Genomic DNA, 24,363 nt, shown 5'->3' on the forward strand with positions numbered 1-24,363 from the left:
GACGGCGAATGACTGCGGGCCCCGTTCAGGGGTGCGTTCGCGAGGTTGCCCGTAGGGACAAGCGATCCTGGGGGTGCGTTTCTTTCGCCGGTTTCTTTGCGCATTCAAAGAAAAAATCGCCGGGAGCGATTTTTCGTGCTAGCCCCGAAGGGGTAAGGCGCAGGGATGCGCCGAACAAATCGGCTCGGACGCGTCACCCAAAGTAGGATCAATACTGGAAACGCTGATTCGCGCCCGAAACGTGCCTCAGCGCCAAAAACAGGAAAAACTCCCACCGAGTCACCAACAGAAACGACATACCTCGACTCGCGCCAGAATAACGCCTTGGTTGCTAACGAATGCGCGATCCACATCCGCAAAAAACCAACCTCAGCTTCTCAGCCACGCAACAGGTAACTCAACACGATTCCGGCAAAAATCACCGCCCCGAACCAGTTGTTGTTCATGAAGGCACGAAAGCAGAACTCGGGTACCCGATAGGCAGTGAGCATCTGCTGATAGCCGAACATGCCGGCACCGACGACCAGCGAGAGGAAATAGGGCCATCCGAGGCCGGCGTTGACGCCGATCAGCAGCAGCGCTAGCAGCATCAGCACCTGCAGGATGCCTATGATCATCCGGTCGGCGTCGCCGAACAGGATGGCGGTCGATTTGACCCCGATCTTGAGATCGTCCTCGCGGTCGACCATGGCGTACTGCGTGTCGTAGATGGTGGCCCAGACCACTGCGGCGAGGAAGACCAGCCAGGCCAGGGGGGAGGGTAGCTGGCCCGTTTGCGCCGTCCAGGCCATTGGCACGGCCCAGCCGAAGGCCGCACCCAGATGTACCTGCGGCAAATGGTGGAAGCGCTTCATGAAGGGATAGCTGGCGGCGAGCGCGACGCCGGCAAAGGACAGCAGAATGGTGAGCCGGTTCTGGGTCAGGACCAGGGCGAAGGCGAGCAGACTCAATACGACGAAGACCCAGACCGCCTCGCGTGGTTTGATGCGCCCGGCGGCCAGCGGCCGCTCGGTGGTGCGGGCCACGTGAGGATCGACCTTGCGGTCGGCGAAGTCGTTGATGGCGCAGCCGGCCGAACGCATGATCCAGGTGCCGAGCAGGAAGACGATCAGGACGCCGATGTTGGGGCGACCGTCGGCGGCGATCCATAGTACCCACAGCATCGGCCAGAGCAGCAGCAGCGCGCCGATGGGGCGGTGGGCCCGGGTGAGCAGGGCGTATTGCCACAGCCGTTCGCGGATGTGTGGCCATTGGGTGTCGGCAAATGAGGTCTTGGATGTGGTCATGGCGCAGGACTTTCGCACCAGGGGGGACGCAAAATCAAGCCGGCCGGCGGTGGCCCGGATCTGCGGCTAGGCGTAAAGTGCGGCCTTCGCCTCGAACCGGGCGGAGCTTTCCGTCCAAACGTATTTGCAGCATGGGAGTGTGTATGTCGTCCGAACAGCATTTCGATCTTATCGCCATCGGTGCAGGCAGCGGTGGCCTGTCGGTAGCCGAACGTGCCGCGGGCTATGGCGCACGCTGCGCGGTGGTCGAGGCGCGACGCCTGGGCGGCACCTGCGTCAATGTGGGCTGCGTGCCGAAGAAGGTGATGTGGTTCGGCGCGCAGCTGTCCCATGCGCTGGACGATGCGCGTGATTACGGCTTCGAGGTCACCCGCGGCGGTTTCGATTGGGCAACGCTCAAGACCAAGCGCGATGCCTACGTCAGCGGTATCAACGCGTGGTATCACACCTATCTGGGCGATTCGGACGTCACCGTTCTGAAGGGCCATGCGCGTTTTCTCGACGCGCACCGTATCGAGGTCGACGGCAAGACGTATACGGCCGATCACATTGTCGTCGCGACCGGAGGCGAACCCGTGCTGCCGACGATCCCCGGGGCGGAGTTGGGGATTACGTCGGACGGCTTTTTCCAACTGGAGTCGCTGCCCGAACGCGTGGCGGTGGTGGGAGCCGGTTATATCGCGGTGGAGCTTGCCGGGGTGCTCAACGCACTGGGCTCGGAGGTGAGCCTGTTCCTGCGTGGCGAGCATCTGCTGCGCCGTTTCGACAGTCTGCTGCGCGAGCATCTGACCGAGGCGATGCTGGACGATGGCGTGAACATCTTTCCGCGCACGCAGGTGGCGGAGGTGCGTCGCGCGGACGACGGTACCCTGGGCGTCTATTGCGAGCAGGGCCACGACCGCGGCGATTTCGATACGGTGATCTGGGCCATCGGCCGACGGCCGGCGGTCGATGGGCTCAATCTCGAATCCACGGGCGTGATCCTGGACGAGGCGGGCTACGTGGTGGCCGACGCGCATCAGAACACCAACGTCGCGGGCGTGTATGCGATCGGCGACGTGACCGGGCGGGCGGAACTCACGCCGGTTGCGATCGCCGCCGGGCGGCGCTTGGCCGACCGGCTGTACGGCGGGCAGCCGGACCGGCACCTGAGCTACGAGAACATTCCCACGGTTGTCTTCAGTCATCCCCCGATAGGCACCGTGGGGTTGAGCGAGGATGAGGCGCGCGAGGCGCACGGCAGCGCGGTGAAGGTCTATCAGACCTCGTTCACGCCGATGTATCACGCAGCCACCGAGCGCAAGGTGAAAACCGCGGTAAAACTGGTGACGGTCGGAGCGAAGGAGAAGCTGGTCGGCGTACACGTCATCGGCGACGGCGCCGACGAGATGCTGCAGGGCTTTGCGGTCGCGCTGCGCATGGGGGCCACCAAGAAGGATCTGGACGACACCGTGGCCATCCATCCGACCAGCGCGGAGGAATTGGTGACGCTGCGTTGAGGGTCGGCCTGCCGCGGGGCGAGTCCCGCGGCAGGCCGGATGATGCTCAGCCGCCGCTGGATTGGGTGACCGGGCTCAGCGTGATGGTCACGCGGCGGTTCATGGCTCTTCCGGACGCGGTGGCATTGCTGGCGACGGGATTGTTCTCGCCGTAGCCGGTGGCCTGGATGCGCATCGCCTGTACGCCCTGGGCAACCATATAGTTGGCCACCGACTCGGCGCGTTTGCGCGAGAGCTGCAGGTTGTAGCTCGCCGTGCCGGTGCTGTCGGTATAGCCGGCGACGTCGACCAGCGTCTTGTCGTAGTGCGTGAGCACCTTGGCGACCGAGTTGAGCACCGGGAAGAAGCGCGATTCGACCTGATATTGGTTGGTGGCGAAGGTCACGTCACCCGGCATGTTGAGGATGATGTTGTTGCCGCTGCGGGTGACGCTGACGCCGGTGCCCTGCAGCTGCTGGTGCAACTCGGCCTGCTGGCGGTCCATGTAGTAGCCCACCGAACCGCCGGCCAGGGCGCCGAGCGTCGCGCCCACGAGCCGGTTGCGCCGCTGGTGGTCACCGCCTGTGGCGTTGCCGAGGACCGCGCCTGCGACCGCGCCGATGCCGGCGCCGATTGCGGAACGGCTGACTTCCTCCTGGCCGGTGTATGGGTTGGTGGTGCAGCCGATCAGGCTGACGCTCAGAGTGATTGCCGGGAGCAATGCGAAACGACGCAACTTCATCAATGTGTCTCCGGATATTGGGCTTGTCGCAGGCCCGTCAAGAATAGGTCGCTGCGAGCTGCGCGCGCAAGCGGGTGACGACCGGAGCCGTCAGAGGCCGTACGCCGCGCCACAGCAGGAAGGATTCGGCGGCCTGTTCGACCAGCATGCCGAGCCCGTCCGCACGCAGGCCAGCGCAGTGCTCCGAGGCCCATTGCAGAAATGGCGTGGAGCGTGCGCCGTACATCATGTCATAGGCCACTGCGCCCTGCGCGGAGAGGTGCGCGGGCAATTCCAGCGTCTCGCCGCCAAGACTGGCCGAGGTGGCGTTGATCAGTATGTCGAAGGCCGCTTCATGACCCAGCGCGTCCAGTCCAATGCCTCTGACCGGGCCGCAGCCGGTGAAGATTTCCGCCAGCTGTTCGGCACGGTGAGCGGTGCGGTTGGCGATCACCAGCGTTTCCGGGCCGGCCTCGAGCAGTGGTTGCAGCACGCCGCGCGCGGCGCCGCCGGCGCCAAGCACCAGCACGCGGCGTCCGGCAAGGTTCAGGCCCAGATTCTGCTGCAGGTCGGCGAGCAGGCCTGCGCCGTCGGTGGTGTCGCCCAGCACGGGTTCGCCAGGCTTCAGGCACAGGGTGTTGACCGCACCTGCCCGCTGGGCACGGGGCGTGAGTCGGTCGGCGAGCGTGTAGGCCTCCTGTTTGAACGGCACCGTGATGTTGAGGCCGAGTCCGCCGGCGGCGCGAAAGCCTGCGATCGCCTTGGCGAGGCCGTCGAGCGGTACGAGGACGGCGTCGTACTCGAGCGTCTGGCCCGTCTGTTCGGCGAACAGGGCGTGAATGGCCGGCGACAGGCTGTGCGAGACCGGATTGCCCATGACGGCATAGCGGTTCATCGTACTCACTGTGTTTCGCGCAGCCAGGTGGCGGCCTGTTTGGCGTAGTAGGTGAGGATGCCGTCGGCACCCGCGCGCTTCATGCTCATCAGCGCCTCGAGCGCGCAGGCGCGCTCGTCCAGCCAGCCGTTGCGCCCTGCCGCTGCAAGCATCGCGTATTCGCCGCTGACGTGGTAGACGAAGGTCGGCATGCGCAGTTCCTGCTTCACGCGGTAGAGGATGTCGAGATAGGGCAGGCCGGGCTTGACCATCACCATGTCGGCGCCTTCGGCGATGTCCAGCGCGGTTTCGCGCATGGCTTCGTCGCTGTTGGCCGGGTCCATCTGGTAGGTGAACTTGTTGCTTTTGCCTAGGTTGCCGGCCGAGCCGATGGCGTCGCGGAACGGCCCGTAGAAGGCCGAGGCGTACTTGGCCGAGTAGGCGAGAATACGCGTGTGGATGTGGCCTGCGTCTTCCAGGGCACTGCGTATGCGGCCGATGCGTCCGTCCATCATGTCGGAGGGTGAGACGACGTCGACGCCGGCTTCGGCGTGTGACAGCGACTGGCGCACCAGTACCTCCACGGTTGCTTCGTTCATGACGTAGCCTTCGTCGTCGATCAGGCCGTCTTGACCGTGCACCGTGTACGGATCGAGGGCGACGTCGGTGATCACGCCGAGTTCCGGCAGTTCGCGCTTGAGCGCGCGAATTGCGCGTTGCACCAGACCGTCCGGATTGTAGGCCTCGTTCGCCTGCAGGTCCTTGGCTGCGCTCGGGACCACGGGAAACAGGTCCAGCGCCGGTACGCCGAGTTCGAGCAGCGTTTCACCCTCGCGCAGCAGGTCATCCAGGCTCAGGCGGTTGATGCCGGGCATGCTGGGTATGGGTTCGGAGGTCTTGCCCTCGTGCACGAACACCGGATAGATGAAATCGGCGGGGGTGAGCACATGCTCGCGCATGAGGCGGCGCGAAAATTCGTCACGGCGCATGCGGCGGGGGCGGTTGTGTGGGTAGGAAGCGTATTGCATGTTCTTGGGTCTCCTGCTCTAACCGGCTGTTCAGGCCGAAGCCAGCCAGTCGTGTGGTTTGAGATAATGGGTGTATAGACGTTCCTCCGCGCTGCCGGGTTCGGGGTGCCAGGCGTAGCGCCAGGCGACCTGCGGTGGCAACGACATGAGGATGGAATCGGTGCGTCCGCCGGACTGCAGGCCGAACAGGGTGCCGCGGTCGTAGACTAGGTTGAACTCCACGTAGCGTCCGCGGCGCAGGCACTGGAACTCGCGCTCGCGTTCACCGTAGGGCGTGTCGCGGCGGCGTTCGACGATCGGTAGGTAGGCGTTCAGATAGGCGCGTCCGACGGCGTCGATGAAGGCGAGGTCATGGTCGAAGTCGCCGCTGCTGTGATCGTCGAAGAACAGTCCGCCGATGCCTCGCGGTTCGTTGCGATGCGAAAGGAAGAAGTATTCGTCGCACCAGGCTTTGAAGCGCGAGTAGAGGTCGACCCCGTAGGGATCGCAGGCGGCCTTGGCGCAGCGGTGCCAGTGCACGCAGTCTTCGTCGAAGCCGTAGTACGGCGTGAGGTCGAAGCCGCCGCCGAACCACCAGACCGGGGCCTCGTCGGGATGTTCGGCGATGAAGAAGCGTACGTTGGCGTGCGAGGTGGGGACGAAGGGATTGCGCGGGTGTACCACCAGAGACACGCCGAGCGCGCGAAAGCTGCGTCCGGCCAGTTGGGGACGTGCGGCGCTGGCCGAGGGCGGCAGCGCTTTGCCGTGCACATGCGAAAAATTGACGCCGGCCTGTTCGAACACGCTGCCGTCGGCAAGCACGCGGGTGCTGCCTCCGCCGCCTTCGGCGCGCGACCAGTCGTCAATGTGAAAGCGCGCCGAGCCGTCCGCGGTTTCCAGGGCGGCGCAGATGTCGTGCTGCAGTCGGGTGAGCGCCGTTTCGACGGCGGCGATGTTGGGCATCTTCAATTCCTCAGGATTTCCCCGGTCAGCGCGTCGCGGATTTCGCTTGGCCGTTCGCGGCCGCCGAGCGGTCCCGCCAGATAGTAGTCGATGGCGTTGCCGAAGCGGACACGCAGCGCCGCGATTTCCCGCGCCGGTGGTTCGCCACTCGGGTTGGCGCTGGTCGACACCAGAGCGCCGCCGAAGGCCCGTGCCAGCGCAGCGGCCAGCGGGTGGGCGGTCACGCGTACGGCGAGGCTGGTGTGCGCGCCTCGTAGCAGGGTGGCGACGCCGGGACGTGCCGGAATCAGCCAGGTCACCGGTCCGGGCCAGCTGGACCGCACGCGCGCGGCGGAGTCGGCGGGCAGTGCTTCGACCCAGGGTTCGAGTTGCCCCTCGTCGGCGGCGATCAGAATCAGGCCCTTTTCCTGGGGGCGGTCCTTGAGCGAGAGCAGGCGCGCGAGCGCGGCTTCGTTGTGCGGGTCGCAGCCCAGACCGAACACGGCCTCGGTGGGATAGGCGATCAGGCCGCCGGCGCGGAGGATTCGGGCGGCATCCAGGACTGCGGTTTCTTCAGCGGTGTCCATGTTTCGTCGGTTCGAGTATCCAGGCGCGCGAGGCGGATTCCATCCTCTTGCCGCGTCTGGGCGCTCGATGTGTCGGGGATTGCTTGCTGCGTTGCCTGCCCGCGCCCGATACTGGGCGCCGCGCAAAGCGCGCGGCGTTGTTCAGTCGGACTTGGCCTTTTTCTTGGTCGCGGAAGCCCGTTTGCCCGTGCTGCGCTTCGCTGCCGCGCTCTTGGCAGAACCGCGGCGGGCCTTCTTGGGCGGAGCTTCCGCCAGGAGCTTCTCGCAGGTTTCGAGGTCGAGCGTTTCGGGTTCGACGTCCTTGGGGATGCGGGCGTTGCGTTCGCCGTCGGTAATGTACGGCCCGTAGCGGCCTCGCAGGACCTCGACCTTGCCGCCGTCCTCACGCTCGAACTGATGGATGATGCGTTCGGCCTCGATGCGCTTCTTTTCTTCGATGAGTTCCAGGGAGCGTTCGAGGGTGATGGTGTACGGGTCGTCGTCGCCACTCAGGGAGACGTACTTCGAACCGTATTTCACGTAGGGGCCGAAGCGCCCGATGTTGGTGCTGACCTCGTCGCCGGCGGGGGTGGTACCCAGTTGCCGGGGCAGATCGAACAGTTTGAGGGCTTCCTCGAGCGTGATGCTGTCCATTTTCTGGCCAGGCCGCAGGCCGGCGAAACGCGGCTTGTCTTCGTCCTCGCGCGTGCCGATCTGAACATAGGGCCCGTAGCGGCCCATGCGTACGCTGATCGGTTTGCCGCTCTTCGGCTCTGTGCCCAGTTCGCGGGCCTGTACGGCTTCCTCGCGCGTCACGGTGCGGGCGCGCTCATCGATGAGTTCGTGGAAGGGTTCCCAGAACTCGCGCATGACTGGCACCCAGTCCTTTTCGCCGCGTGAGATCTCGTCGAGTTCGTCCTCCAGCCGGGCGGTGAAGTCGTAGTCGACGTACTGGCTGAAGTACTGGGTCAGGAAGCGGTTCACCACGCGGCCCACATCGGTGGGTGTGAATCGCCGGCTTTCGAGTTCGACGTACTCGCGCGCGAGCAGGGTGGAGATGATCGAGGCGTAGGTGGAGGGGCGGCCGATGCCGTATTCCTCCAGCGCCTTGACCAGGCTGGCCTCGCTGTAGCGGGGCGGCGGTTCGGTGAAATGCTGCTCGGCCAGGACGTCGCGGAGTTCGACGCGTTCGCCCTGTTCCAGCGGCGGCAGCAGGCGGTCGTCGCTCTCCTGTTCCGCATCGTCGATGCCTTCGCGATAAACCAGCATGAAGCCGGGATCGCGCAGGGCCGAGCCGTTGGCCCGGAACAGGTGGTTGCCGCCCTGGCCGGCCTCGAGGTCGGCGGCGACGGTGTCCAGGGTGGCGTGGATCATCTGGCAGGCGACGGTGCGCTTCCAGATCAGATCGTAGAGTCGCGTCTGGTCGTGGCTGAGGTGGCCGCGCAGTTCGTCGGGCAGGCGCATTGCCGAGGTCGGACGGATGGCTTCGTGCGCTTCTTGGGCGTTCTTCGACTTGGTCTTGTAGCTCTGCGGCTGTGCCGGTAGCTTGTCCGTGCCGTAACGCTGGCCGATCAGTTCGCGCAGTTCGGTGATCGCTTCGGCGGCCAGGTTGACCGAATCGGTACGCATGTAGGTGATCAGCCCGATGGGGCCGGCGCCCAGGTCGATGCCCTCGTACAGCTCCTGCGCGACCTGCATGGTGCGGCGAGTGCTGAAGCCGAGTTTGCGCGCGGCTTCCTGCTGCAGGGTGGAAGTGGTGAACGGTGCGGCGGGATTGCGCTTGCGTTGTTTCTGTTCCAGCTTGCGCACTGTGAGGGTGCCCTGCGCTGCCTCCAGCAGGGTGCGGCGGGCATCCTCGGCGCCGGTCTCGCTGTCGAGGTCGAACTGTTCAAGTTTCTTGCCGGCGTAGTACGTCAGGCGTGCCTTGAACGGCGTTCCGTTCTTGGCGTTTTGGGCGTCGACCGTCCAGTATTCGCGTCTGACGAAGCGTTCGATTTCCTCTTCACGCTCGACGATCATGCGCAGGGCGGGGCTTTGCACGCGCCCTGCGGACAAACCGCGGCGGATTTTGCGCCACAGCAGCGGTGAGAGATTGAAGCCGACCAGATAGTCCAGTGCGCGCCGGGCCTGCTGGGCATTGATCAGGTCGGTGGACAGTTCGCGCGGATTGCTGACGGCTTCGTTCACCGCCTGCTTGGTGATCTCGTAGAACACCACGCGATGCACCGTGCGGTCCTTCAGAAGCTCATGCTCGCGCAGGATTTCATACAGATGCCACGAGATGGCTTCGCCCTCGCGATCGGGGTCGGTCGCGAGGTAGAGCGCGTCGGCTTTCTTGAGCGCCTTGACGATGGCGTCCACGTGTTTCTGGTTGCGCGGAATGACTTCGTAGTTCATGTCGAAGCCGTGCTCGGGATCGACCGCGCCTTCCTTGGGCACCAGATCGCGGACATGACCGTACGAGGCCATGACTTCGAAGTCCTTGCCGAGGTATTTCTTGATCGTTTTGGCCTTGGCCGGCGATTCGACGATGACCAGTTTGTTACCCATGGCACCTACTATTCAAAACGAATGACTTGATCGGGCGAGCCGGAAGGACCGCGCAGCATTCAATGCAGATAAGGGGGCGTTTCCTCGAACACAAGGTCTTCCAACTCGGAATAGGCGAGTTCCCTATCGGGCTGGTTGAACAGCACCATCAGCACCACCCATTTGAGCTGTTCGAGGTCGATTTCCTCCTCGTTCAGCGCCATCACGCGATCGATGACCAGTTCGCGGGTGGTGGGAGTGAGGATGCCTCCCTGCTCCAGAAATAGCAGAAAACCGCGCAGTTCACTGTCCATTCGTGTCATTTCGGCCTGCGTATACAACCGCAATGAGGCATTCGTGCCCGTGTTCGCCAGCGCGCTGCCCTGTTCGACCAAACCGTCCAGCCAATCGAAGGCTCGATCGATCTCTGTGGTCGGAAAGCCGGCATCGAGCAGACGAATTTCAAGTTGTTCGCGATCCGGTTCGAGGTCTTCCATGTCCTCGTCGACATAGTGCTCGAAGAGGTACATGAGGACGTCCAATACGGATTCTTTCATCGATCATCCAAAAACAGTAGAGCCCGGAGCGCCCATGGCTCCGGAGGGCGCGGTCAAGGGGTTCGCTGGTAGCGCCCGCCGTCGACGGTAGCCACCGAGCCCTTGAGTTCGAGGATCAGCAGCATGGAGGAAACGGCCTCCGGGGTCAATCCAAGGCGCTCGACCAGAAGGTCGACGGAAACAGGGTCGTAACCCATGGCTTCGAGCAGTTCTCGGTGGGCGCCATCCAGCGCCCCGTTAGTGTCTGCGCCCAATTTGGCTGGCGGTGATCCATAGGGCGCCGGCGTGTCACGCAGGTCCAGTTCGGCGAGAATGTCGTCGGCGGTCTCGACCAGTTTGGCTCCTTCTCTAATGAGATGATGGCAGCCGCGGGCCATGGGGTTGTGGATGGAGCCGGGGATGGCGAAAACCTCGCGGCCCTGTTCGGCGCCAAGCCGGGCGGTGACCAGCGAACCGCTCTGACGCGCAGCCTCGACCACCAGCACACCACGTGCTAGGCCGCTGATCAGACGGTTGCGGCGCGGGAAGGCGCCCCTGTTGATGGAGGTTCCTAGAGGACTTTCCGAAATCATCAAACCTTCGGCCACGATGCGTTCGGCCAGGGCGTGGTGCCTGGCCGGATAGACGCGATCGAGCCCGGTTGCGGCCACGGCGATGGTGATGCCCTCGGCATCGAGTGCGCCTTCATGCGCTGCGCCGTCGATGCCGAGGGCAAGGCCACTGGTGATGCCCAGTCCGGCTGAGGCGAGGTGATGAGCGAAGCGGTAGGCGTTTTCGCGTCCACCGGGGGTTGGGTGACGGCTGCCGACAATGGCCAGCTGGGGGTGCCGAAGCAGCTCGACGTCGCCTGCAGCGTAGAGCAGGACCGGTGCGTCGTTGAGTTCGGCAAGCCGTTGAGGGTAGGCGGAACTGTCGCAGGGGATGATGTGGCGCTGTGGCTGTTCGGCCCAGGCGAGTTCGGCCTGAACGTCGAGATTCCGGTTATTGGCAAGCGCCTGGCTGGCGGCCTCGCTGAGTCCCGCGGCTCGCAGGCTGGTCTGAGAGGCCGTCAGAGCGGTCTGTACGGAGCCGAAGGCGCTGAGCAGCTGGCCGACGGCGCGAATGCCGACGCCTGGCGTGCGATGGATGCGCAGCCAGGCTCGAAGCGAGTCGTCTTGCGGCGGCGTCGGCAACGGCGCGTCAGGGATTGGTGGCGACGTCCCCGATCTCGATGGGACGAATGGAGGACATCACCAGGGCGTAGCTGATGTGATCGAAGGCGCGGAAGACCATGGCCACGCCGGAGCGGGAATTGGGCAGGCGAACGCTGCGCGATTCGCCGGGCGAAGCGTTGTCGTCCTGAATTAGGCGGCCATGTTGCTCGAGCGCCACCACGTCGCCCTTGCGCACGCCCTGCTGGGTGCCGATGTCGAGCACGACGACCTGGTATTGCGCGACCATGCTGATCGCGTTGAACAGCGAGATGATCTGGCCGTCGAGCTTCACCTTCGGTGCCTGCGGCATGAAGGTGTAGTTGAGGTCCTTCTTAGCGTAAGGCAACAAGCGGTCGCCCGGATGGACGGCGCGGGTGACCTTTTCCAGTACGCCGGTGGCGACCGGACCATCGTGAATGATGCGGATGTCGCCGAGGTAGGTCACCTCATGTGCGATGATCCTGCCGGTCTTGGGCGAACGCAGCACGGCGCCGGGGCGGTAGAGGCTGTAGACCGAGGACTTGGGCTTGGCCGGCAGGCCACGCACATAGACCTGATCGCCGTTGCCGAATAGGATTCGGTCCTCGCTGGAGCCTACCACGTGCGGCGCCTTGAGCATCTGCTCGACCGGCACGACGCGCGGATGGATCAGGAAAGGGCGGATGGTCTGGATCGGGATCGGATGCTCGGCGCTGGGCAGCTTTTCGTACTGCACGCCGGGCTTGAGCACGATGGTCGAGATGCCGGTCACGCGCGGTCCGCCGGTGACTGAAACACGCGGCTGGCCGTTGACGTAGTACAGCGTCAGCACGTCACCGGGATAGATCCAGTGAGGGTTCTTGATCTGGGGGTTGGCATACCAGATTTCCGGCCAGCTCCACGGGTTGTACAGGAAGCGTTTGGAGAGGTCCCACAGGGTATCGCCCTTCTGCACCACGTAACGCGTCGGGGCCGTGGGCCTGACTTCGACCCGGACCGGCTTGGGGGCCGCGGGTGCCGGAGTCGCCCGCGGTGCCGGTGCGGGCGGAGGAGCGATCTCGGGCATCGGCTGGCGCTGGCTGGCGCAACCGGCAACGAGAAGCGTTACAATGACGGCAGAGGCCGAAACGATGGCGTGTGAGCGGGTGCGCAGGGCCGGCATTCGGGTTCCCCTTGGAGCCATTCTTGTTCGTGTCGGGTCACACAATCTGTATGGTTCTTAGCCGCTATGTCGAGGCATAAAACGAGTCGACTAAGCGTAGCCTGATCATTACTTTAGCAGAGATTCATTCGAGACTGCACAAATTAATCCGGACTGTATCAAAGGTATGGCTCTTCTCGAAGTACTACATTTTCCCGATACGCGGCTGCGTACCAAGGCCGTGTCCGTATCCGAAGTCGACGATGGCATCCGCGGCATCGTGCGCGACATGTTTGAAACCATGTACGCGGCGCCCGGCATCGGCCTGGCGGCGACTCAGGTCAACATCCACCAGCGCATCATCGTGATCGACGTTTCGTCCGATCAGGATCAGCCTCTGTGCCTGATCAATCCGGAGCTGGTCACCAGCGACGGCGAGGAGGAGATGGAGGAAGGTTGCCTGTCGGTCCCGGGTTATTACGAAACGGTGCGCCGGGCGGAGCGTGTCAGGGTGCGTGCCCTGAACGAGCAGGGTGAAGCGTTCGAAATGGACGCCGACGGCCTGCTTGCCGTATGCATTCAGCATGAAATGGATCACCTCGACGGCAAGCTTTTCGTGGACTATCTCTCGCCGCTCAAACGTTCGCGGATTCGCTCCAAGCTCGAGAAGCAGACGCGGCTGGGCAACCTGCCGACGCGCGGTACGACGCCGGCGATCTGAAGACATGTTCTGGTTCTGGAGATAGCCCTTGAATATCGTATATGCCGGCACGCCGGAGTTCGCCGTGCCGGCACTGCGTGCGCTGGTCGAAGCCGGGCACCGCGTGGTGGCGGTCTACACTCAGCCCGATCGCCCCGCCGGGCGCGGGCGCAAGCTGCGCCCGAGCCCGGTCAAGGAGGCGGCGACGGCACTGGATATCGAGGTGCGCCAGCCCCAGACTCTGCGTGACGCCGAGGCTCAGGCGCAACTGCGCGCCCTGGCGCCGGACCTGATGGTGGTGGCGGCCTATGGCCTGATCCTGCCGGCCGAAGTGCTGGCCGTTCCACGTCTGGGCTGCGTCAATATCCATGCTTCCCTGTTGCCGCGCTGGCGCGGCGCGGCGCCGATCCAGCGCGCCGTGCTTGCGGGCGATGCGCAGACCGGCGTGACCATCATGCAGATGGATGAAGGCCTGGATACCGGCGCGATGTTGTCCTGTAGCCGGACGCCGATTACTTCCGAGGACACGGCCGGCACTGTGCACGACCGGCTTGCCCGGCTTGGCGCGGAGGCGCTGTTGGAGGCATTGCCGGCGCTGGATGCCGGAACGCTGCGCGGCGAACCGCAGGACGAGGCGCGGGCCTCCTATGCGCGCAAGCTGTCCAAGGACGAGGCGGCCATCGACTGGTCGCTGCCGGCGGTGCAGATCGCGCGCCAGGTCCAGGCCTTCAATCCCTGGCCGGTGGCGGAGACCCGCTTCCAGGGACAGCCGCTGAAGCTGCTCGAGGCGAGGGTGACGGATCAGGTGGCGACGGTGCCGCCCGGCACGCCGATGGCGGAGACCCGCGAAGGCATCGACATCGCGACCGGCGACGGCGTGCTGCGCGTGCTGCGTCTGCAGGTGGCCGGTCGGCGCGCGCAGTCGGCTGCCGAGTTCGTCAACGGCCGCAGCCTGGGGCGCGAGCCTTTGCCGAATTGAGGCCGGTTGCCGAACGGGCGCCCGGCGCATGATGAGTGAATCGACGCGGACGGTCGGGCGGTGCCGGTGTGCGCGTTTCGTCAGCTCCCCCCGCCGTGAATCGTTGGCCTCGTCGTGGCCGCAGAGGATGCCGCTGAATGGCTAAGCCGGATGTCAGAGCCCTGGCCGCACAGGTCGTGTACGAGGTGCGCGGCCAGGGGCGTTCGCTGAGTTCCGCCCTGCCGGCGGCCGAACAGCATCTCGATGAAGGAGGCTCACGCGCGTTGCTGCGCGAGCTGTGCTACGGCAGCCTGCGTTACGCTCCGCGCCTGGACGCCTGGCTGCAACTGTTGTTGACCCAGCCCCTGCGCCGACGCGACGCGGTGGTTGGCGCACTACTGCAGGTGGGGCTGTACGAGCTGTTCTTTCTGCGCACGCCGGATTACGCCGTGGTCAGCGAAGCGGTGCGCGTGGCGCGCGGCTTCAAGCGACCGTGGGCGGCGAAGCTGGTCAATGCGGTGCTGCGCAATGCGCGGCGGCGCGAGGAGGAACTTGCCGCGTTGGTCGAGTCCGATGAGGTTGCGCGCTATGCGCACCCGGACTGGCTGATTCGGCGCCTGCACAGCGATTGGCCGCAGGACTGGCAACGGATTCTTGAGGCCAACAACGCGCGTGCGCCCATGACGCTGCGGGTGAATGCCATGCGTACGACGCGGTTGGCCTATTGCGAGCGCTTGGTGGAGGCGGGGCTGGCGGCGCATCCGGCGCGTCATGGCGCTGACGCATTGGTGTTGGATGAACCGGCAGACGTGATGCAGTTACCGGGCTTCGCGGCTGGCGATGTGTCGGTGCAGGACGCTGCCGCGCAGCTTGCCGTGGGGTTGCTAGCGGTGGATGCCGGCCAGCGCGTGCTGGATGCCTGCGCCGCACCGGGAGGCAAGACCGCGCACATTCTGGAGCATGCGCGCGGCGAGGTTGAACTGACCGCGGTGGAGGTGGACCCGGCGCGGATGCGCAGAGTGGAGGAGACGCTGTCCCGTCTCGGGTTGTCGGCATGTCTGGCGACGGCCGACTTGGCGAAACCGGAGGATTGGTGGGACGGGCGGCCGTTCGACCGCATTCTGCTGGATGCGCCGTGTTCGGCGACGGGCGTGATCCGCCGCCATCCGGACATCAAGAGTCTGCGGCGGGCGGAGGACATCGAGGACTTGACCCGACGTCAGCAGGCGCTGCTGGACGTGGCCTGGAGCGTTCTGGCCCCCGGCGGTAGGCTTGTGTATGCGACCTGTTCTATCCTGCGCACTGAAAACGCGTTGAACATCGAACGCTTCCTGCAGCGCCGCGACGATGCCAGGGAGTTCCCGATCGAGGTGCCCTGGGGGCAGGCGGACAGCCACGGGCGCCAGATCCTGCCGGGAGAGGATGGAATGGACGGCTTCTACTACGCCTGTCTGGGCAAGGGCGAAGCGTGAGCGCGAAGACGCTCGGCCGGTGGCTGTTCGGGTTGATGCTGAGCCTGGCGGCGGGTGGGCTCGCGCAGGCCGAGGCCGCGCCGGGGCCTGATTTCCAGATCCTGTCGGCGCACGTCTACAAGCGGAACCTGGTCTATTACCTCGATGCCCGGGCCGAGACGAGGTTCGACGACAAGCTGCGCGACGCGCTGAACAACGGCGTCAGTCTGTTGCTGATCTACGATGTCCGCGTGTCGCGCCCGGGCGCCTGGTGGTGGTTCGACGACACCGTGGCCACGCTCAGCCAGCGCTACCGCTTGCGCTATCACCCGCTTTCACGCCGTTATCTGGTGGACAACATCAATACCGGCGTGAGCTACAGCTACGCCCGGCTCAGCGATGCGCTGAACATGATCGACCGGGTGCAGGGCTTTCCGGTGCTCGATCAGAGCCTGATGCCCAAGAGTGGCGCGGTGGTGACCGACGTGCGCTTGCGCGTGGATACGGCTGATTTCCCCCTTCCGCTGCGGGTGCGCGCCTTTTTCAACACCGCTTGGCATCCCTCGAGTCCCTGGTACCGATGCGACTTCCGCTGAAACGGCTGTCCGTGCGCGTATGGCCGGTGGCGGCGCTGATCCTGCTCACGCTGGGGTCGGTGCTCGCCATGTCGGACGCGGTGCAGAACTCCCAGCGCTTCAGCGATCACTACATTTGGCTGCTGCTGTTCAACACATTGGTGCTGCTGTTGCTGGCGGCGTTGATCGCGGTCAATGTATTCGAGATCGTACGCCGCGGGCTGCGCCGCGAGCCGGGTGCGCGCCTGACTCTTCGCCTGGCGGGGATCTTCGTGCTGCTTGCGCTTGTCCCGGTGTTCGTGGTTTACGTCTTTTCCATCCGTTTTCTCGATCACGGCATCGACAGCTGGTTCAACGTGCGCGTCGAGCAGGCGCTGGGCGACGCGCTGGAGCTGGGACGTTCCGCGCTGGACTATCGCATGCGCGACTATCTGCGCCAGACGCAGCATGGCGCGGAAACGCTCATCGGCATGGATGCCGTGCACCTGCCGGTCACTTTGAACACCCTGCGCTCGCGGTTGCAGGCGAGCGAGCTGACGGTATTCGGGCCGAACGGGCGGATTCTGTCCAGCAGCAGCGAATCGCTAGCCAAGCTGGTGCCCAATCTGCCGCCGCCCGATGCACTTCGCCAGTACGCCGACGGGCATGTCTACGCGGGGCTGGAGCCGACCGGGGGGCACCAGTTGTTGGTGCGCGTGCTGGTTGCGGTGCCGCTGCCGGCGGATACGGCCTCCGTTGCCGCCAGACCTGACATGCTGCAGGCACTGTACCGCATCCCCGAGCGCCAGAGTTCGCTGGCGATCAACGTCCAGGACGCTTACGATCGTTACCAGGAGCTGTCCTTTTCGCGGGTGCCGCTCAAGCAGAGCTTCATTCTCACGCTTTCGGTGGTGCTGATGCTGTCGGCGCTGTCGGCACTGTGGGCGGCTTTTGTGTCGGCGCGCAGGGTGCTGCGTCCCATTCGACAGCTCATCGCGGCGATCCGCCGCGTAGCCGGCGGTGATCTGCAGACCAAGCTCGAAGCCGGGCGCAGGGACGAACTCGGTCTGGTGGCGCGTTCCTTCAATGAGATGACCTCGCGCCTGACCAACGCGCGCGAGGAGACCGAACGCGGCCGCCGCCAGCTCGAGCGCCAACGTGGGTACCTGCAGACCGTGCTCGAGCATTTGTCCTCGGGCGTGCTGACGCTGGACCGCAATGCGGTTCTGCGTACCGCGAATCCGGCAGCGGATCTCATTCTCGAACAGCCGCTGGTCCCGTTCTTCGGGCGTCGGCTGGCCGATATCGGTTCGCGCGGCAAGATGCTCTATCAGCTGTATCGGGGGGTCGTGCATCGGCTCGACGGCCGTCAGGGAACCTGGCAGCAGGAGCTGGAGCTGTTCGGCGAGACCGGTCCCAAGGTGCTGATCTGCCGCGGTGCGCGCTTGCCCGTCCAGCACGGTGCGGGCGGCGGCTACGTGTTGGTGTTCGACGACATGACGGCGCTCATCCGCGCTCAGCGCGATGCGGCCTGGGGCGAGGTGGCGCGGCGCCTGGCGCACGAGATCCGCAATCCGCTCACGCCAATTCAGCTGTCCGCGGAACGCCTGCGTCGCAAGCTCGCGCCGCGTGTCGCGCAGACCGACGCACAGATGCTGGAGCGCTCGACCGATACCATTGTGCAGCAGGTCGAGGCGATGAAGCAGATGGTGTCCGCCTTCAGCGACTATGCGCGGGCGCCGGCGATGCAGCCGGAAGAAGTGGGGTTGAACGCGTTGATCGAGGGCGTGCTCGAACTCTATGGGGCGCACCCCGGGGTACAGCTCAAGTTCGAGGCGGACCCGGCCGTCGGCGTGCTATACGCCGATCCGGGGCGTTTGCGCCAGTTGCTGCACAATCTGCTGAAGAACGCGATCGAGGCGGCCGAGGGCAATCCGCAGGCGCGCGTCGTGCTGAGCACCCGTGCGTTTGCATCCCAGGATCAACGGCAGCGGTTCGTGGAACTGAGCGTGAGCGATAATGGACCGGGCATTCCGGAGGCGCTGTTGGCGCGGGTCTTCGAACCCTATGTCAGCGAGAAAACGGGGGGCAGCGGTTTGGGCCTGGCCGTGGTGAAAAAGATCGTGGAGGAACACGGAGGACGGGTGTGGGGTGAGAACAGTTCGTCCGGGGGAGCGCGTTTCGTGGTTTGCCTGCCGCTGCAGGGTAGGGCGGAAGCGACTGATGCGACGGAGGTGCAATGAGCGTTGAACGTATTCTTGTGGTCGACGACGAACCGGAGATCCGTCGGCTGCTGCAGGAGATTCTGGAAGACGAGGGCTACGCGGTGGAGGCGGCGGCCAATGCCGCACAGGCGCGTACGGCCGTCTCGCGCCAGCGCCCCGACGTGGTGCTGCTCGATATCTGGATGTCGGACGAGGATGGCGTCACCCTGCTCAAACATTGGAGTTCACAGGGACCGCTCGGCTATACGGTGATCATGATGTCCGGCCATGGCACGGTCGAGACGGCGGTGGAGGCGACGCGCCACGGCGCTTTCGACTACATCGAGAAACCGCTGTCGCTGGCGCGCCTGCTGCTCACGGTGCGCCGCGGCATAGAAGCGTCCAGAACGCTGCGCCGGCCGTCGGTGGCGACGCAGCGCGACGACGCTTCCCAGCTGGTCGGCGCCAGCGGAAAACTGCGACGCCTGCGCGAACAGGCGGCAGCCAACGCGGTGCGCCACGAATGGCTGCTGGCGGGAGGCGAGTGCGGCGCCGGCCGGCGTACTCTGCTGCATTATCTGCATGCCCGCAGTCCCCGCCACGGCGGCGCTTTCGTCGACCTTGGGGAACCTCATTGGGCGCAATTGCTCGAACGGGCATTGAACCACCCGCAGGCAGATGCGCTCAAAGAGCCTGTTGCTGCAGCCCAGGGCGGGTTTTTGTTCGTCGGCGATCTGCTCAAACTGCAGCCACCGGAGCAGGCGACGCTGCTGGAGTTGCTCGAGGCCAGCGATCCGGAAGGCTCCGACGTGCGCGTGGCGGGGATGCTCGGTGGCGATGTGCAGCCGGCGTCCTGGATCGAGCGGGGTCGTCTCGACCCAGGACTGGCCAAGCGCTTCGAGGCGGGCTATATCCATGTGCCCGCGCTGCGCGAGCATGCCGAGGATGTGCCCGAGCTGTTGCAGTATCATGCTGACCGCCTGCACCGCGAAGAGGGGCTTGCCTACCGCCAGTTCACGGTGGCGGCGCAGAACCGTCTGCGGCACCATCGCTGGCCGGGCAATGTGGCCGAGCTAGTCTCGCTAGTGCGGTTGGTGCTGGTCACGGGACGCGGCGGCGACGTGGGAGCTGACGAGGCCGAGGACGCACTGGGCACCCTGAAGTTGCGCGGCGACGATGCGCTGGGCGAAGCGCCGCCGGCCTATGATGAATTGTTCGAACTCTCGCTCAAGGAGGCAAGGGAACGCTTTGAGCGGGCGTATTTGCTGCACTGGCTGACCGAGACCGAGGGGAATATCTCCCGACTCGCGGAGCAGGCCGGTGTGGAACGCACGCACCTGTACCGCAAGCTGCGCATGCTGGGTATCGAGCCGCGCCGTGAACGGCGCCGGTCAGGGTAAAGGGACGGTAGAAGACTGCTATGAAAATCATCGTATTGGGTGCCGGCCGTGTCGGCAGTTCGGTTGCCCAGCATCTCGCCAGCGAGGCCAATGACATCACGGTGGTGGACACGCGGGCGGAAGTGCTGCGCGAGTTGCAGGACAGGCTGGATCTGCGCACCCTGGTCGGACACGCCTCGCATCCCGAAGTGCTCGAGCAGGCCGGCGCACCGGACGCGGATATGGTCATCGCCGTGACCAGCAGCGACGAGACCAATATGGTGGCTTGCCAGATCGCCTATACGCTGTTCCGCACGCCGACCAAGATTGCTCGCGTGCGTGCAGTCGAATATCTGAACCGGCGCGAGATCTTCGCCCAGGAAGCGCTGCCGGTCGACGTGCTGATCGGCCCCGAGGACCTGGTGACCAGCTACGTGCACCGGCTGATCGAGCATCCCGGCGCGCTTCAGGTGCTGGACTTCGCCGACGGCAAGGTGTCTCTGGTCGCCGTGCGCGCCTACTACGGCGGTTCGCTGGTCGGCAGCGAGCTGCGCGCCCTGGCCGATCATATGCCGGGCATCCAGACGCGCGTGGCGGCGATCTTTCGCCGCGGCAAGGCGATCCTTCCCGAAGGCAATACCGTCATCGAGGCCGACGACGAGGTGTTTTTCATCGCCTCGAAGAAGAACATCCGCGCCATCACCGCGGAGCTGCGCCAAGTCGACAAGACCTATAAGCGTATCGTCATCGCCGGCGGCGGCACGACGAAGAGCTGTTGATCGAGGAGAGTATCGACGCGACCGACGTGTTCTGCGCGTTGACCAACGACGACGAGGCGAACATCCTTTCCGCCATGCTCGCCAAGCGTCTTGGAGCCCGCAAGGTGATGGCGCTGATCAACCGGCCCTCCTACGTCGACCTGGTCGAGAGCGGCATTATCGACATTGCCATCTCGCCGCAGCAGGTAACCATCGGCGCGTTGCTGGCGCACGTACGCCGCGGCGACGTGGTGGCGGTGCATTCGTTGCGCCGCGGGGCGGCCGAGGCTATCGAGGCTGTCGCTCACGGCGATCCGCGTACCTCGCGCGTGGTCGGCCGGCGGGTAGGCGAGATCAAACTGCCGAAAGGAGCTACCATCGGCTGCGTGGTGCGCGGTGACGAGGTGATCATGGCACGCAGCGATACCGCCATCGAGGCGGAGGATCATGTCATCCTGTTCCTGGTCGACAAGTCGCGCATCGCCGAGGTCGAGCGTTTGTTCCAGGTCGACGTGACATTCCTCTAGGACGCTCCTGATGCAGCCCCGAGTCATCCAGCGCATTCTCGGCTTGTTGCTGATGGTGTTCAGCTTCACCATGCTGCCGCCCGCTGCGGTCGGCTGGATCTACGGCGACATCGGCGTGCGCCCGTTTTTGGACGGTTTCCTGGTCACGCTCGGTACCGGGCTGATTCTGTGGTGGCCGGCGCGCAACGTGCGCCGCGACCTGCGTTTGCGTGATGGTTTTATCGTCGCGGTGTCGTTCTGGGTGGTGCTCGGGCTGTTCGGTGCCATTCCGCTGGCGCTGGCGGCGCATCCGCACCTGTCGATCACCGACGCCGTGTTCGAATCGATTTCCGGTCTGACCACCACGGGCGCGACGGTGATCGTCGGCCTCGATGTCCTGCCCAAGTCCATTCTGTTCTACCGTCAGGAACTTGAGTGGCTGGGCGGTATGGGCATCATCGTGCTGGCGGTGGCCGTGTTGCCCATGCTCGGTGTCGGCGGCATGCAGCTCTATCGCGCCGAGACGCCCGGGCCGATCAAGGACGCTAAGCTCACCCCGCGCATCGCCGAGACCGCCAAGGCGTTGTGGTACATCTACCTGGGCATGACCGTCGCCTGCGGCCTAGCTTATTGGTTGGCCGGGATGGACGTGTTCGATGCCGTGGCCTACAGCTTTTCCACGGTGTCCATCGGCGGTTTCGCCCCGCATGACGCCAGCATGGGCTACTTCAACAACCCCTTGATCGAGGCGGTGGCGATCGTGTTCATGCTGCTCGCCGGCGCCAACTTCGGCCTGCATTTCTTCGCCATACGCCGTCGCAGCCTGCGTCCGTATCTCGAGGACAGCGAATTCCGGACCTACTTCACGGTGCTGGCGGTACTGGCCGCGATCACCGTCGGATATCTGTATCTCACCGGGCACTTCGGCGGTTTCGGCGACGATTTTCGCCACGGTCTGTTCCAGGCAGTTTCCATCGGCACTACCACCGGTTTCACGACGTCGGCCTACCACCAGTGGCCGGGCTTTCTGCCTGCGCTGCTGATCTTCGCCAGCTTTATCGGCGGTTGCGCGGGCTCGACCGGTGGCGGCATCAAGGTGGTGCGTTTCCTGTTGCTGCTCAAGCAGGGAGGGCGCGAGCTGATGCGGCTGGTTCACCCGAACGCGCAGTTCGCGGTCAAGATCGGACGCCGCCCGGTTGACGACCGCGTCATCGACGCCGTGTGGGGGTTTTTCGCCGCCTATGTGGCGACCTTCAGTATCATCATGCTGGCGCTGATGGCCACTGGGCTCGATCAGGTCACGGCGTTCTCCGCCGTGGCGGCATGCATGAACAATCTCGGACCCGGACTGGGCAGCGTGGGAGAGAATTTCGCCAATCTGAACCCAATCGCAAAATGGCTGCTGTGCCTGGCCATGCTGTTCGGCCGCCTGGAAGTGTTCACGCCGCTGGTGCTGTTCACGCCGGGGTTCTGGCGGCGTTAGGAGAGGTGGGTGCCCGTGCATTCGGAGGGCCTTCGGCTGCGGAGCCGTCGCGTGGAGGTTCCGGCATGATGCGGTTCGCCGCCGTGCGGCGCATTCTGGGTGTGCTGATCGCCGCCTATAGCGTCACCATGCTGGTGCCGGCCGGCGTCGCGCTGCTGTACCGTGACGGTCAGGCGCTGCATTTTGTCGATTCTTTCCTGGTCACGCTGACTATTGGTCTTGTGATGTGGCTTCCGGTGCGCAGCACGCAGCAGGAGCTGCGCCGCCGCGAAGGCTTTCTCATCGTCACGCTGTACTGGGTCATTCTCTCCGCCGTCAGTACGCTGCCCTTCCACTTCAGTCCGCACCTGGACTTCACCGACGCCTTTTTCGAGTCCGTGTCCGGTTTCACCACCACCGGCGCGACCACCATCGTCAATCTCGACAAGGTGCCCAAGTCCATTCTGTATTACCGCGCCCAGCTCAACTGGTTGGGCGGCATGGGTATCATCGTGCTCGCCATCGCCGTGTTGCCGCTGCTGCGTGTCGGCGGCATGCAGTTGTTCAAGGCCGAGACGCCGGGGCCGATGAAGGACGAAAAGCTCACGCCGCGCATCGAGCATACCGCGCGGGCGTTGTGGGCTATCTATGTCGGCATGACGGGGCTCTGCATCCTGGGTTTCTGGGCGGCTGGCATGAACTTTTTCGATGCCGTCTGCCAGGGCTTCGCCACCATGGCGACCGGTGGCTTTTCCACCCACAACGCCAGTTTCGGGTATTGGCACAGTCCGATGATCAGCGCCATCGCCGATGTGTTCATGTTCCTTTCGGGAATGAATTTCGCGCTGCACTATATCGCCCTGCGCAAAGGTAGCCTGCGGGCGTACTGGACAGACCCGGAGGCGCGCGTGTATGTCGGCTTCATCGGCGCCAGCATTACATTGGTCACTCTGACGTTGCTGTTGACGCATACCTATTCCAGCTTCGGTGCGGCCTTGAACTACGGTGCCTTTCAGGTGCTCACTGTTGTTACCTGTACCGGTTTCGTCAACACCGACTTCACCCATTGGCCGGTGTTTCTGCCGGCTCTGCTGATGATGCTGGCTATCGTCGGCGGCAGCGCCGGTTCCACCGCCGGAGGCATGAAGGTGGTGCGCGTGCAGTTGGCGGTCAAGCAGTGCGTGCGCGAGTTTCGCCGTATTCTCCATCCGCGCGCCGAGATCCCGGTCAAGCTGGGAAGGAACGTGCTCCCCGAGCGGGTGGTAAGCGCCATCTGGAGCTTCCTGGCGGCCTACGTCCTGGTCTACCTCCTGTTCATGTTGATCCTGCTCGGTACGGGTATGGACTGGGACAGCGCCTTCGCAGCGGTATCGGCCTGTTTCAACAACATGGGCGCAGGGCTGGGCATGGTCGGCAGCAACTTCGCCCATATCAGCGATGCCGCCAAGTGGACCTGCTCCATCGCCATGTTGGTAGGACGCCTGGAGATCTTTACCTTTTTGGTGCTGCTGACCCCGATGTACTGGAGGCGCTGATGCCGAATTGGAATGAGCGCTATGCGGGTTGCGACACCGCCGAAGTTGCTCCGGCGCGGGTTCTGAGCGAGTTTGCGCACCTGCTACCGCGGCAGGGGCGGGCGTTGGATCTGGCCTGCGGTCTGGGAGCCAACGCGTGCCTGTTGGCGCGAAGCGGACTGCAGGTCGAGGCCTGGGACAGCGCCGAGGTCGCGATAGCCCGCCTGCGCGAATCGTCGGAGCATCAAGGAGTCCACGTGCGGGCGCAGGTGCGCGACATCGTCGCGCAGCCGCCGCCGGCCGGCGCCTTCGACGTGATCATGGTCAGCCGCTTCCTGGAGCGTTCTCTGGTACCGGCGCTTCAGAACGCACTGCGCCCCGGCGGACTTCTCTATTACCAGACGTTCGTGCGCGACGCGGTCCATGCCGACCGTGGGCCGCACCGGCCGGAATATCGTCTGGCGGCCAATGAACTGCTCGGGCTCTTTCCCGGCCTGCGCGTGATCGTCTATCGTGAGGAAGGTTGCCTGGGCGATCCCGACGCTGGATTTCGGGACGAAGCCTATGCCGTGTTCCAGCGCCCGCGTGAGATTGACTAGTCACA

The 24,363-nt window shown here is 64.8% G+C and carries 20 protein-coding genes and 1 pseudogene; 11 read left to right on the forward strand and 10 right to left on the reverse strand.

All coding sequences use genetic code 11. The features are described 5' to 3' along the window. Positions 1-377 precede the first annotated feature (377 nt). A complete protein-coding gene (ubiA, locus tag P8014_RS01125; protein WP_337815468.1) occupies positions 378-1,286 on the reverse strand; it encodes a 4-hydroxybenzoate octaprenyltransferase in 909 nt (302 codons plus the stop codon). Positions 1,287-1,429: 143 nt separating this feature from the next. On the opposite strand from ubiA, the gene gorA reads away from it, so the two are divergent. After that, positions 1,430-2,785: a glutathione-disulfide reductase gene (gene gorA / locus P8014_RS01130; RefSeq protein WP_337815469.1), complete on the forward strand. Its 1,356-nt coding sequence runs from the start codon at positions 1,430-1,432 to the stop codon at positions 2,783-2,785. A 46-nt stretch (positions 2,786-2,831) separates the two neighbouring features. On the opposite strand, the gene P8014_RS01135 is transcribed toward gorA, so the two are convergent. From P8014_RS01135 to P8014_RS01175, 9 genes are all read right to left on the reverse strand, one after another. Beyond that, on the reverse strand, positions 2,832-3,506 hold the full coding sequence (locus tag P8014_RS01135; protein ID WP_337815470.1) for an OmpA family protein: 675 nt from the start codon (positions 3,504-3,506) through the stop codon (positions 2,832-2,834). Between the two features lie 37 nt (positions 3,507-3,543). Next, positions 3,544-4,380 (reverse strand): shikimate dehydrogenase, encoded by an 837-nt coding sequence (aroE, locus tag P8014_RS01140; protein WP_337815570.1) that lies wholly within the window; start codon positions 4,378-4,380, stop codon positions 3,544-3,546. Positions 4,381-4,385: 5 nt separating this feature from the next. Beyond that, the gene (gene hemB / locus P8014_RS01145) at positions 4,386-5,387 is read right to left on the reverse strand and encodes a porphobilinogen synthase (protein ID WP_337815471.1); all 1,002 of its coding nucleotides are present in this window, start codon (positions 5,385-5,387) and stop codon (positions 4,386-4,388) included. Between the two features lie 30 nt (positions 5,388-5,417). Then, complete coding sequence (gene hemF / locus P8014_RS01150; protein WP_337815472.1) at positions 5,418-6,329, reverse strand: oxygen-dependent coproporphyrinogen oxidase; 912 nt, start codon at positions 6,327-6,329, stop codon at positions 5,418-5,420. A 2-nt stretch (positions 6,330-6,331) separates the two neighbouring features. After that, complete coding sequence (locus P8014_RS01155) at positions 6,332-6,895, reverse strand: Sua5/YciO/YrdC/YwlC family protein (protein WP_337815473.1); 564 nt, start codon at positions 6,893-6,895, stop codon at positions 6,332-6,334. A gap of 141 nt (positions 6,896-7,036) precedes the next feature. Then, positions 7,037-9,424, reverse strand: coding sequence for a DNA topoisomerase I (locus tag P8014_RS01160; protein WP_337815474.1), 2,388 nt, complete (start codon positions 9,422-9,424; stop codon positions 7,037-7,039). Positions 9,425-9,483: 59 nt separating this feature from the next. Then, positions 9,484-9,960, reverse strand: coding sequence for a DUF494 domain-containing protein (locus tag P8014_RS01165; protein WP_337815475.1), 477 nt, complete (start codon positions 9,958-9,960; stop codon positions 9,484-9,486). A 53-nt stretch (positions 9,961-10,013) separates the two neighbouring features. Further along, positions 10,014-11,132 (reverse strand): DNA-processing protein DprA, encoded by a 1,119-nt coding sequence (dprA, locus tag P8014_RS01170; RefSeq protein WP_337815476.1) that lies wholly within the window; start codon positions 11,130-11,132, stop codon positions 10,014-10,016. Positions 11,133-11,139: 7 nt separating this feature from the next. Continuing rightward, positions 11,140-12,294 (reverse strand): LysM peptidoglycan-binding domain-containing protein, encoded by a 1,155-nt coding sequence (locus P8014_RS01175; protein WP_337815477.1) that lies wholly within the window; start codon positions 12,292-12,294, stop codon positions 11,140-11,142. Between the two features lie 166 nt (positions 12,295-12,460). Here P8014_RS01175 and def point away from each other — a divergent pair, with 166 nt between their 5' ends. The 10 genes and pseudogenes from def to P8014_RS01225 all read left to right on the forward strand — a co-directional run bounded on the left by def (position 12,461) and on the right by P8014_RS01225 (position 24,358). Further along, positions 12,461-12,994 carry a peptide deformylase gene (def, locus tag P8014_RS01180; protein WP_337815478.1) on the forward strand — a complete coding sequence of 178 codons (534 nt, stop codon included), beginning with the start codon at positions 12,461-12,463 and terminating at the stop codon, positions 12,992-12,994. A 28-nt stretch (positions 12,995-13,022) separates the two neighbouring features. Continuing rightward, positions 13,023-13,952, forward strand: a complete 930-nt coding sequence (gene fmt, locus P8014_RS01185; protein WP_337815479.1) for a methionyl-tRNA formyltransferase — start codon at positions 13,023-13,025, stop codon at positions 13,950-13,952. A 137-nt stretch (positions 13,953-14,089) separates the two neighbouring features. After that, positions 14,090-15,403, forward strand: a complete 1,314-nt coding sequence (rsmB, locus tag P8014_RS01190) for a 16S rRNA (cytosine(967)-C(5))-methyltransferase RsmB (RefSeq protein WP_337815480.1) — start codon at positions 14,090-14,092, stop codon at positions 15,401-15,403. Beyond that, complete coding sequence (locus tag P8014_RS01195; RefSeq protein WP_337815481.1) at positions 15,400-15,978, forward strand: DUF4390 domain-containing protein; 579 nt, start codon at positions 15,400-15,402, stop codon at positions 15,976-15,978. The genes rsmB and P8014_RS01195 overlap by 4 nt, the downstream gene beginning before the upstream one ends. Then, complete coding sequence (locus tag P8014_RS01200; protein WP_337815482.1) at positions 15,963-18,179, forward strand: ATP-binding protein; 2,217 nt, start codon at positions 15,963-15,965, stop codon at positions 18,177-18,179. The genes P8014_RS01195 and P8014_RS01200 overlap by 16 nt, the downstream gene beginning before the upstream one ends. Then, positions 18,176-19,540 carry a response regulator gene (locus P8014_RS01205; protein WP_337815483.1) on the forward strand — a complete coding sequence of 455 codons (1,365 nt, stop codon included), beginning with the start codon at positions 18,176-18,178 and terminating at the stop codon, positions 19,538-19,540. The genes P8014_RS01200 and P8014_RS01205 overlap by 4 nt, the downstream gene beginning before the upstream one ends. A 20-nt stretch (positions 19,541-19,560) precedes the next feature. Continuing rightward, a pseudogene (trkA, locus tag P8014_RS01210) lies at positions 19,561-20,804 on the forward strand (Trk system potassium transporter TrkA). 10 nt (positions 20,805-20,814) lie between these two features. Then, positions 20,815-22,266, forward strand: a complete 1,452-nt coding sequence (locus P8014_RS01215; RefSeq protein ID WP_337815484.1) for a TrkH family potassium uptake protein — start codon at positions 20,815-20,817, stop codon at positions 22,264-22,266. A 65-nt stretch (positions 22,267-22,331) separates the two neighbouring features. Beyond that, the gene (locus P8014_RS01220) at positions 22,332-23,780 is read left to right on the forward strand and encodes a TrkH family potassium uptake protein (RefSeq protein ID WP_337815485.1); all 1,449 of its coding nucleotides are present in this window, start codon (positions 22,332-22,334) and stop codon (positions 23,778-23,780) included. Next, positions 23,780-24,358, forward strand: coding sequence for a methyltransferase domain-containing protein (locus P8014_RS01225; protein WP_337815486.1), 579 nt, complete (start codon positions 23,780-23,782; stop codon positions 24,356-24,358). Before P8014_RS01220 ends, P8014_RS01225 begins: the two co-directional genes overlap by 1 nt. The last annotated feature ends 5 nt before the right edge of the window (positions 24,359-24,363 follow it).

It is taken from the genome of Acidihalobacter sp. (assembly GCF_037381185.1).
GTDB lineage: Bacteria > Pseudomonadota > Gammaproteobacteria > DSM-5130 > Acidihalobacteraceae > Acidihalobacter_A.

Excerpts from the sequence above, each read along its gene's own strand:
- ubiA (WP_337815468.1), bottom strand. The coding sequence starts at position 1,286 with ATGACCACATCCAAGACCTCATTTGCCGACACCCAATGGCCACACATC.
- gorA (WP_337815469.1), top strand. The coding sequence starts at position 1,430 with ATGTCGTCCGAACAGCATTTCGATCTTATCGCCATCGGTGCAGGCAGC.
- P8014_RS01135 (WP_337815470.1), bottom strand. The coding sequence starts at position 3,506 with ATGAAGTTGCGTCGTTTCGCATTGCTCCCGGCAATCACTCTGAGCGTC.
- aroE (WP_337815570.1), bottom strand. The coding sequence starts at position 4,380 with ATGAACCGCTATGCCGTCATGGGCAATCCGGTCTCGCACAGCCTGTCG.
- hemB (WP_337815471.1), bottom strand. The coding sequence starts at position 5,387 with ATGCAATACGCTTCCTACCCACACAACCGCCCCCGCCGCATGCGCCGT.
- hemF (WP_337815472.1), bottom strand. The coding sequence starts at position 6,329 with ATGCCCAACATCGCCGCCGTCGAAACGGCGCTCACCCGACTGCAGCAC.
- P8014_RS01155 (WP_337815473.1), bottom strand. The coding sequence starts at position 6,895 with ATGGACACCGCTGAAGAAACCGCAGTCCTGGATGCCGCCCGAATCCTC.
- P8014_RS01160 (WP_337815474.1), bottom strand. The coding sequence starts at position 9,424 with ATGGGTAACAAACTGGTCATCGTCGAATCGCCGGCCAAGGCCAAAACG.
- P8014_RS01165 (WP_337815475.1), bottom strand. The coding sequence starts at position 9,960 with ATGAAAGAATCCGTATTGGACGTCCTCATGTACCTCTTCGAGCACTAT.
- P8014_RS01175 (WP_337815477.1), bottom strand. The coding sequence starts at position 12,294 with ATGCCGGCCCTGCGCACCCGCTCACACGCCATCGTTTCGGCCTCTGCC.
- def (WP_337815478.1), top strand. The coding sequence starts at position 12,461 with ATGGCTCTTCTCGAAGTACTACATTTTCCCGATACGCGGCTGCGTACC.
- rsmB (WP_337815480.1), top strand. The coding sequence starts at position 14,090 with ATGGCTAAGCCGGATGTCAGAGCCCTGGCCGCACAGGTCGTGTACGAG.
- P8014_RS01200 (WP_337815482.1), top strand. The coding sequence starts at position 15,963 with ATGCGACTTCCGCTGAAACGGCTGTCCGTGCGCGTATGGCCGGTGGCG.
- P8014_RS01205 (WP_337815483.1), top strand. The coding sequence starts at position 18,176 with ATGAGCGTTGAACGTATTCTTGTGGTCGACGACGAACCGGAGATCCGT.
- P8014_RS01215 (WP_337815484.1), top strand. The coding sequence starts at position 20,815 with ATGCAGCCCCGAGTCATCCAGCGCATTCTCGGCTTGTTGCTGATGGTG.
- P8014_RS01220 (WP_337815485.1), top strand. The coding sequence starts at position 22,332 with ATGATGCGGTTCGCCGCCGTGCGGCGCATTCTGGGTGTGCTGATCGCC.
- P8014_RS01225 (WP_337815486.1), top strand. The coding sequence starts at position 23,780 with ATGCCGAATTGGAATGAGCGCTATGCGGGTTGCGACACCGCCGAAGTT.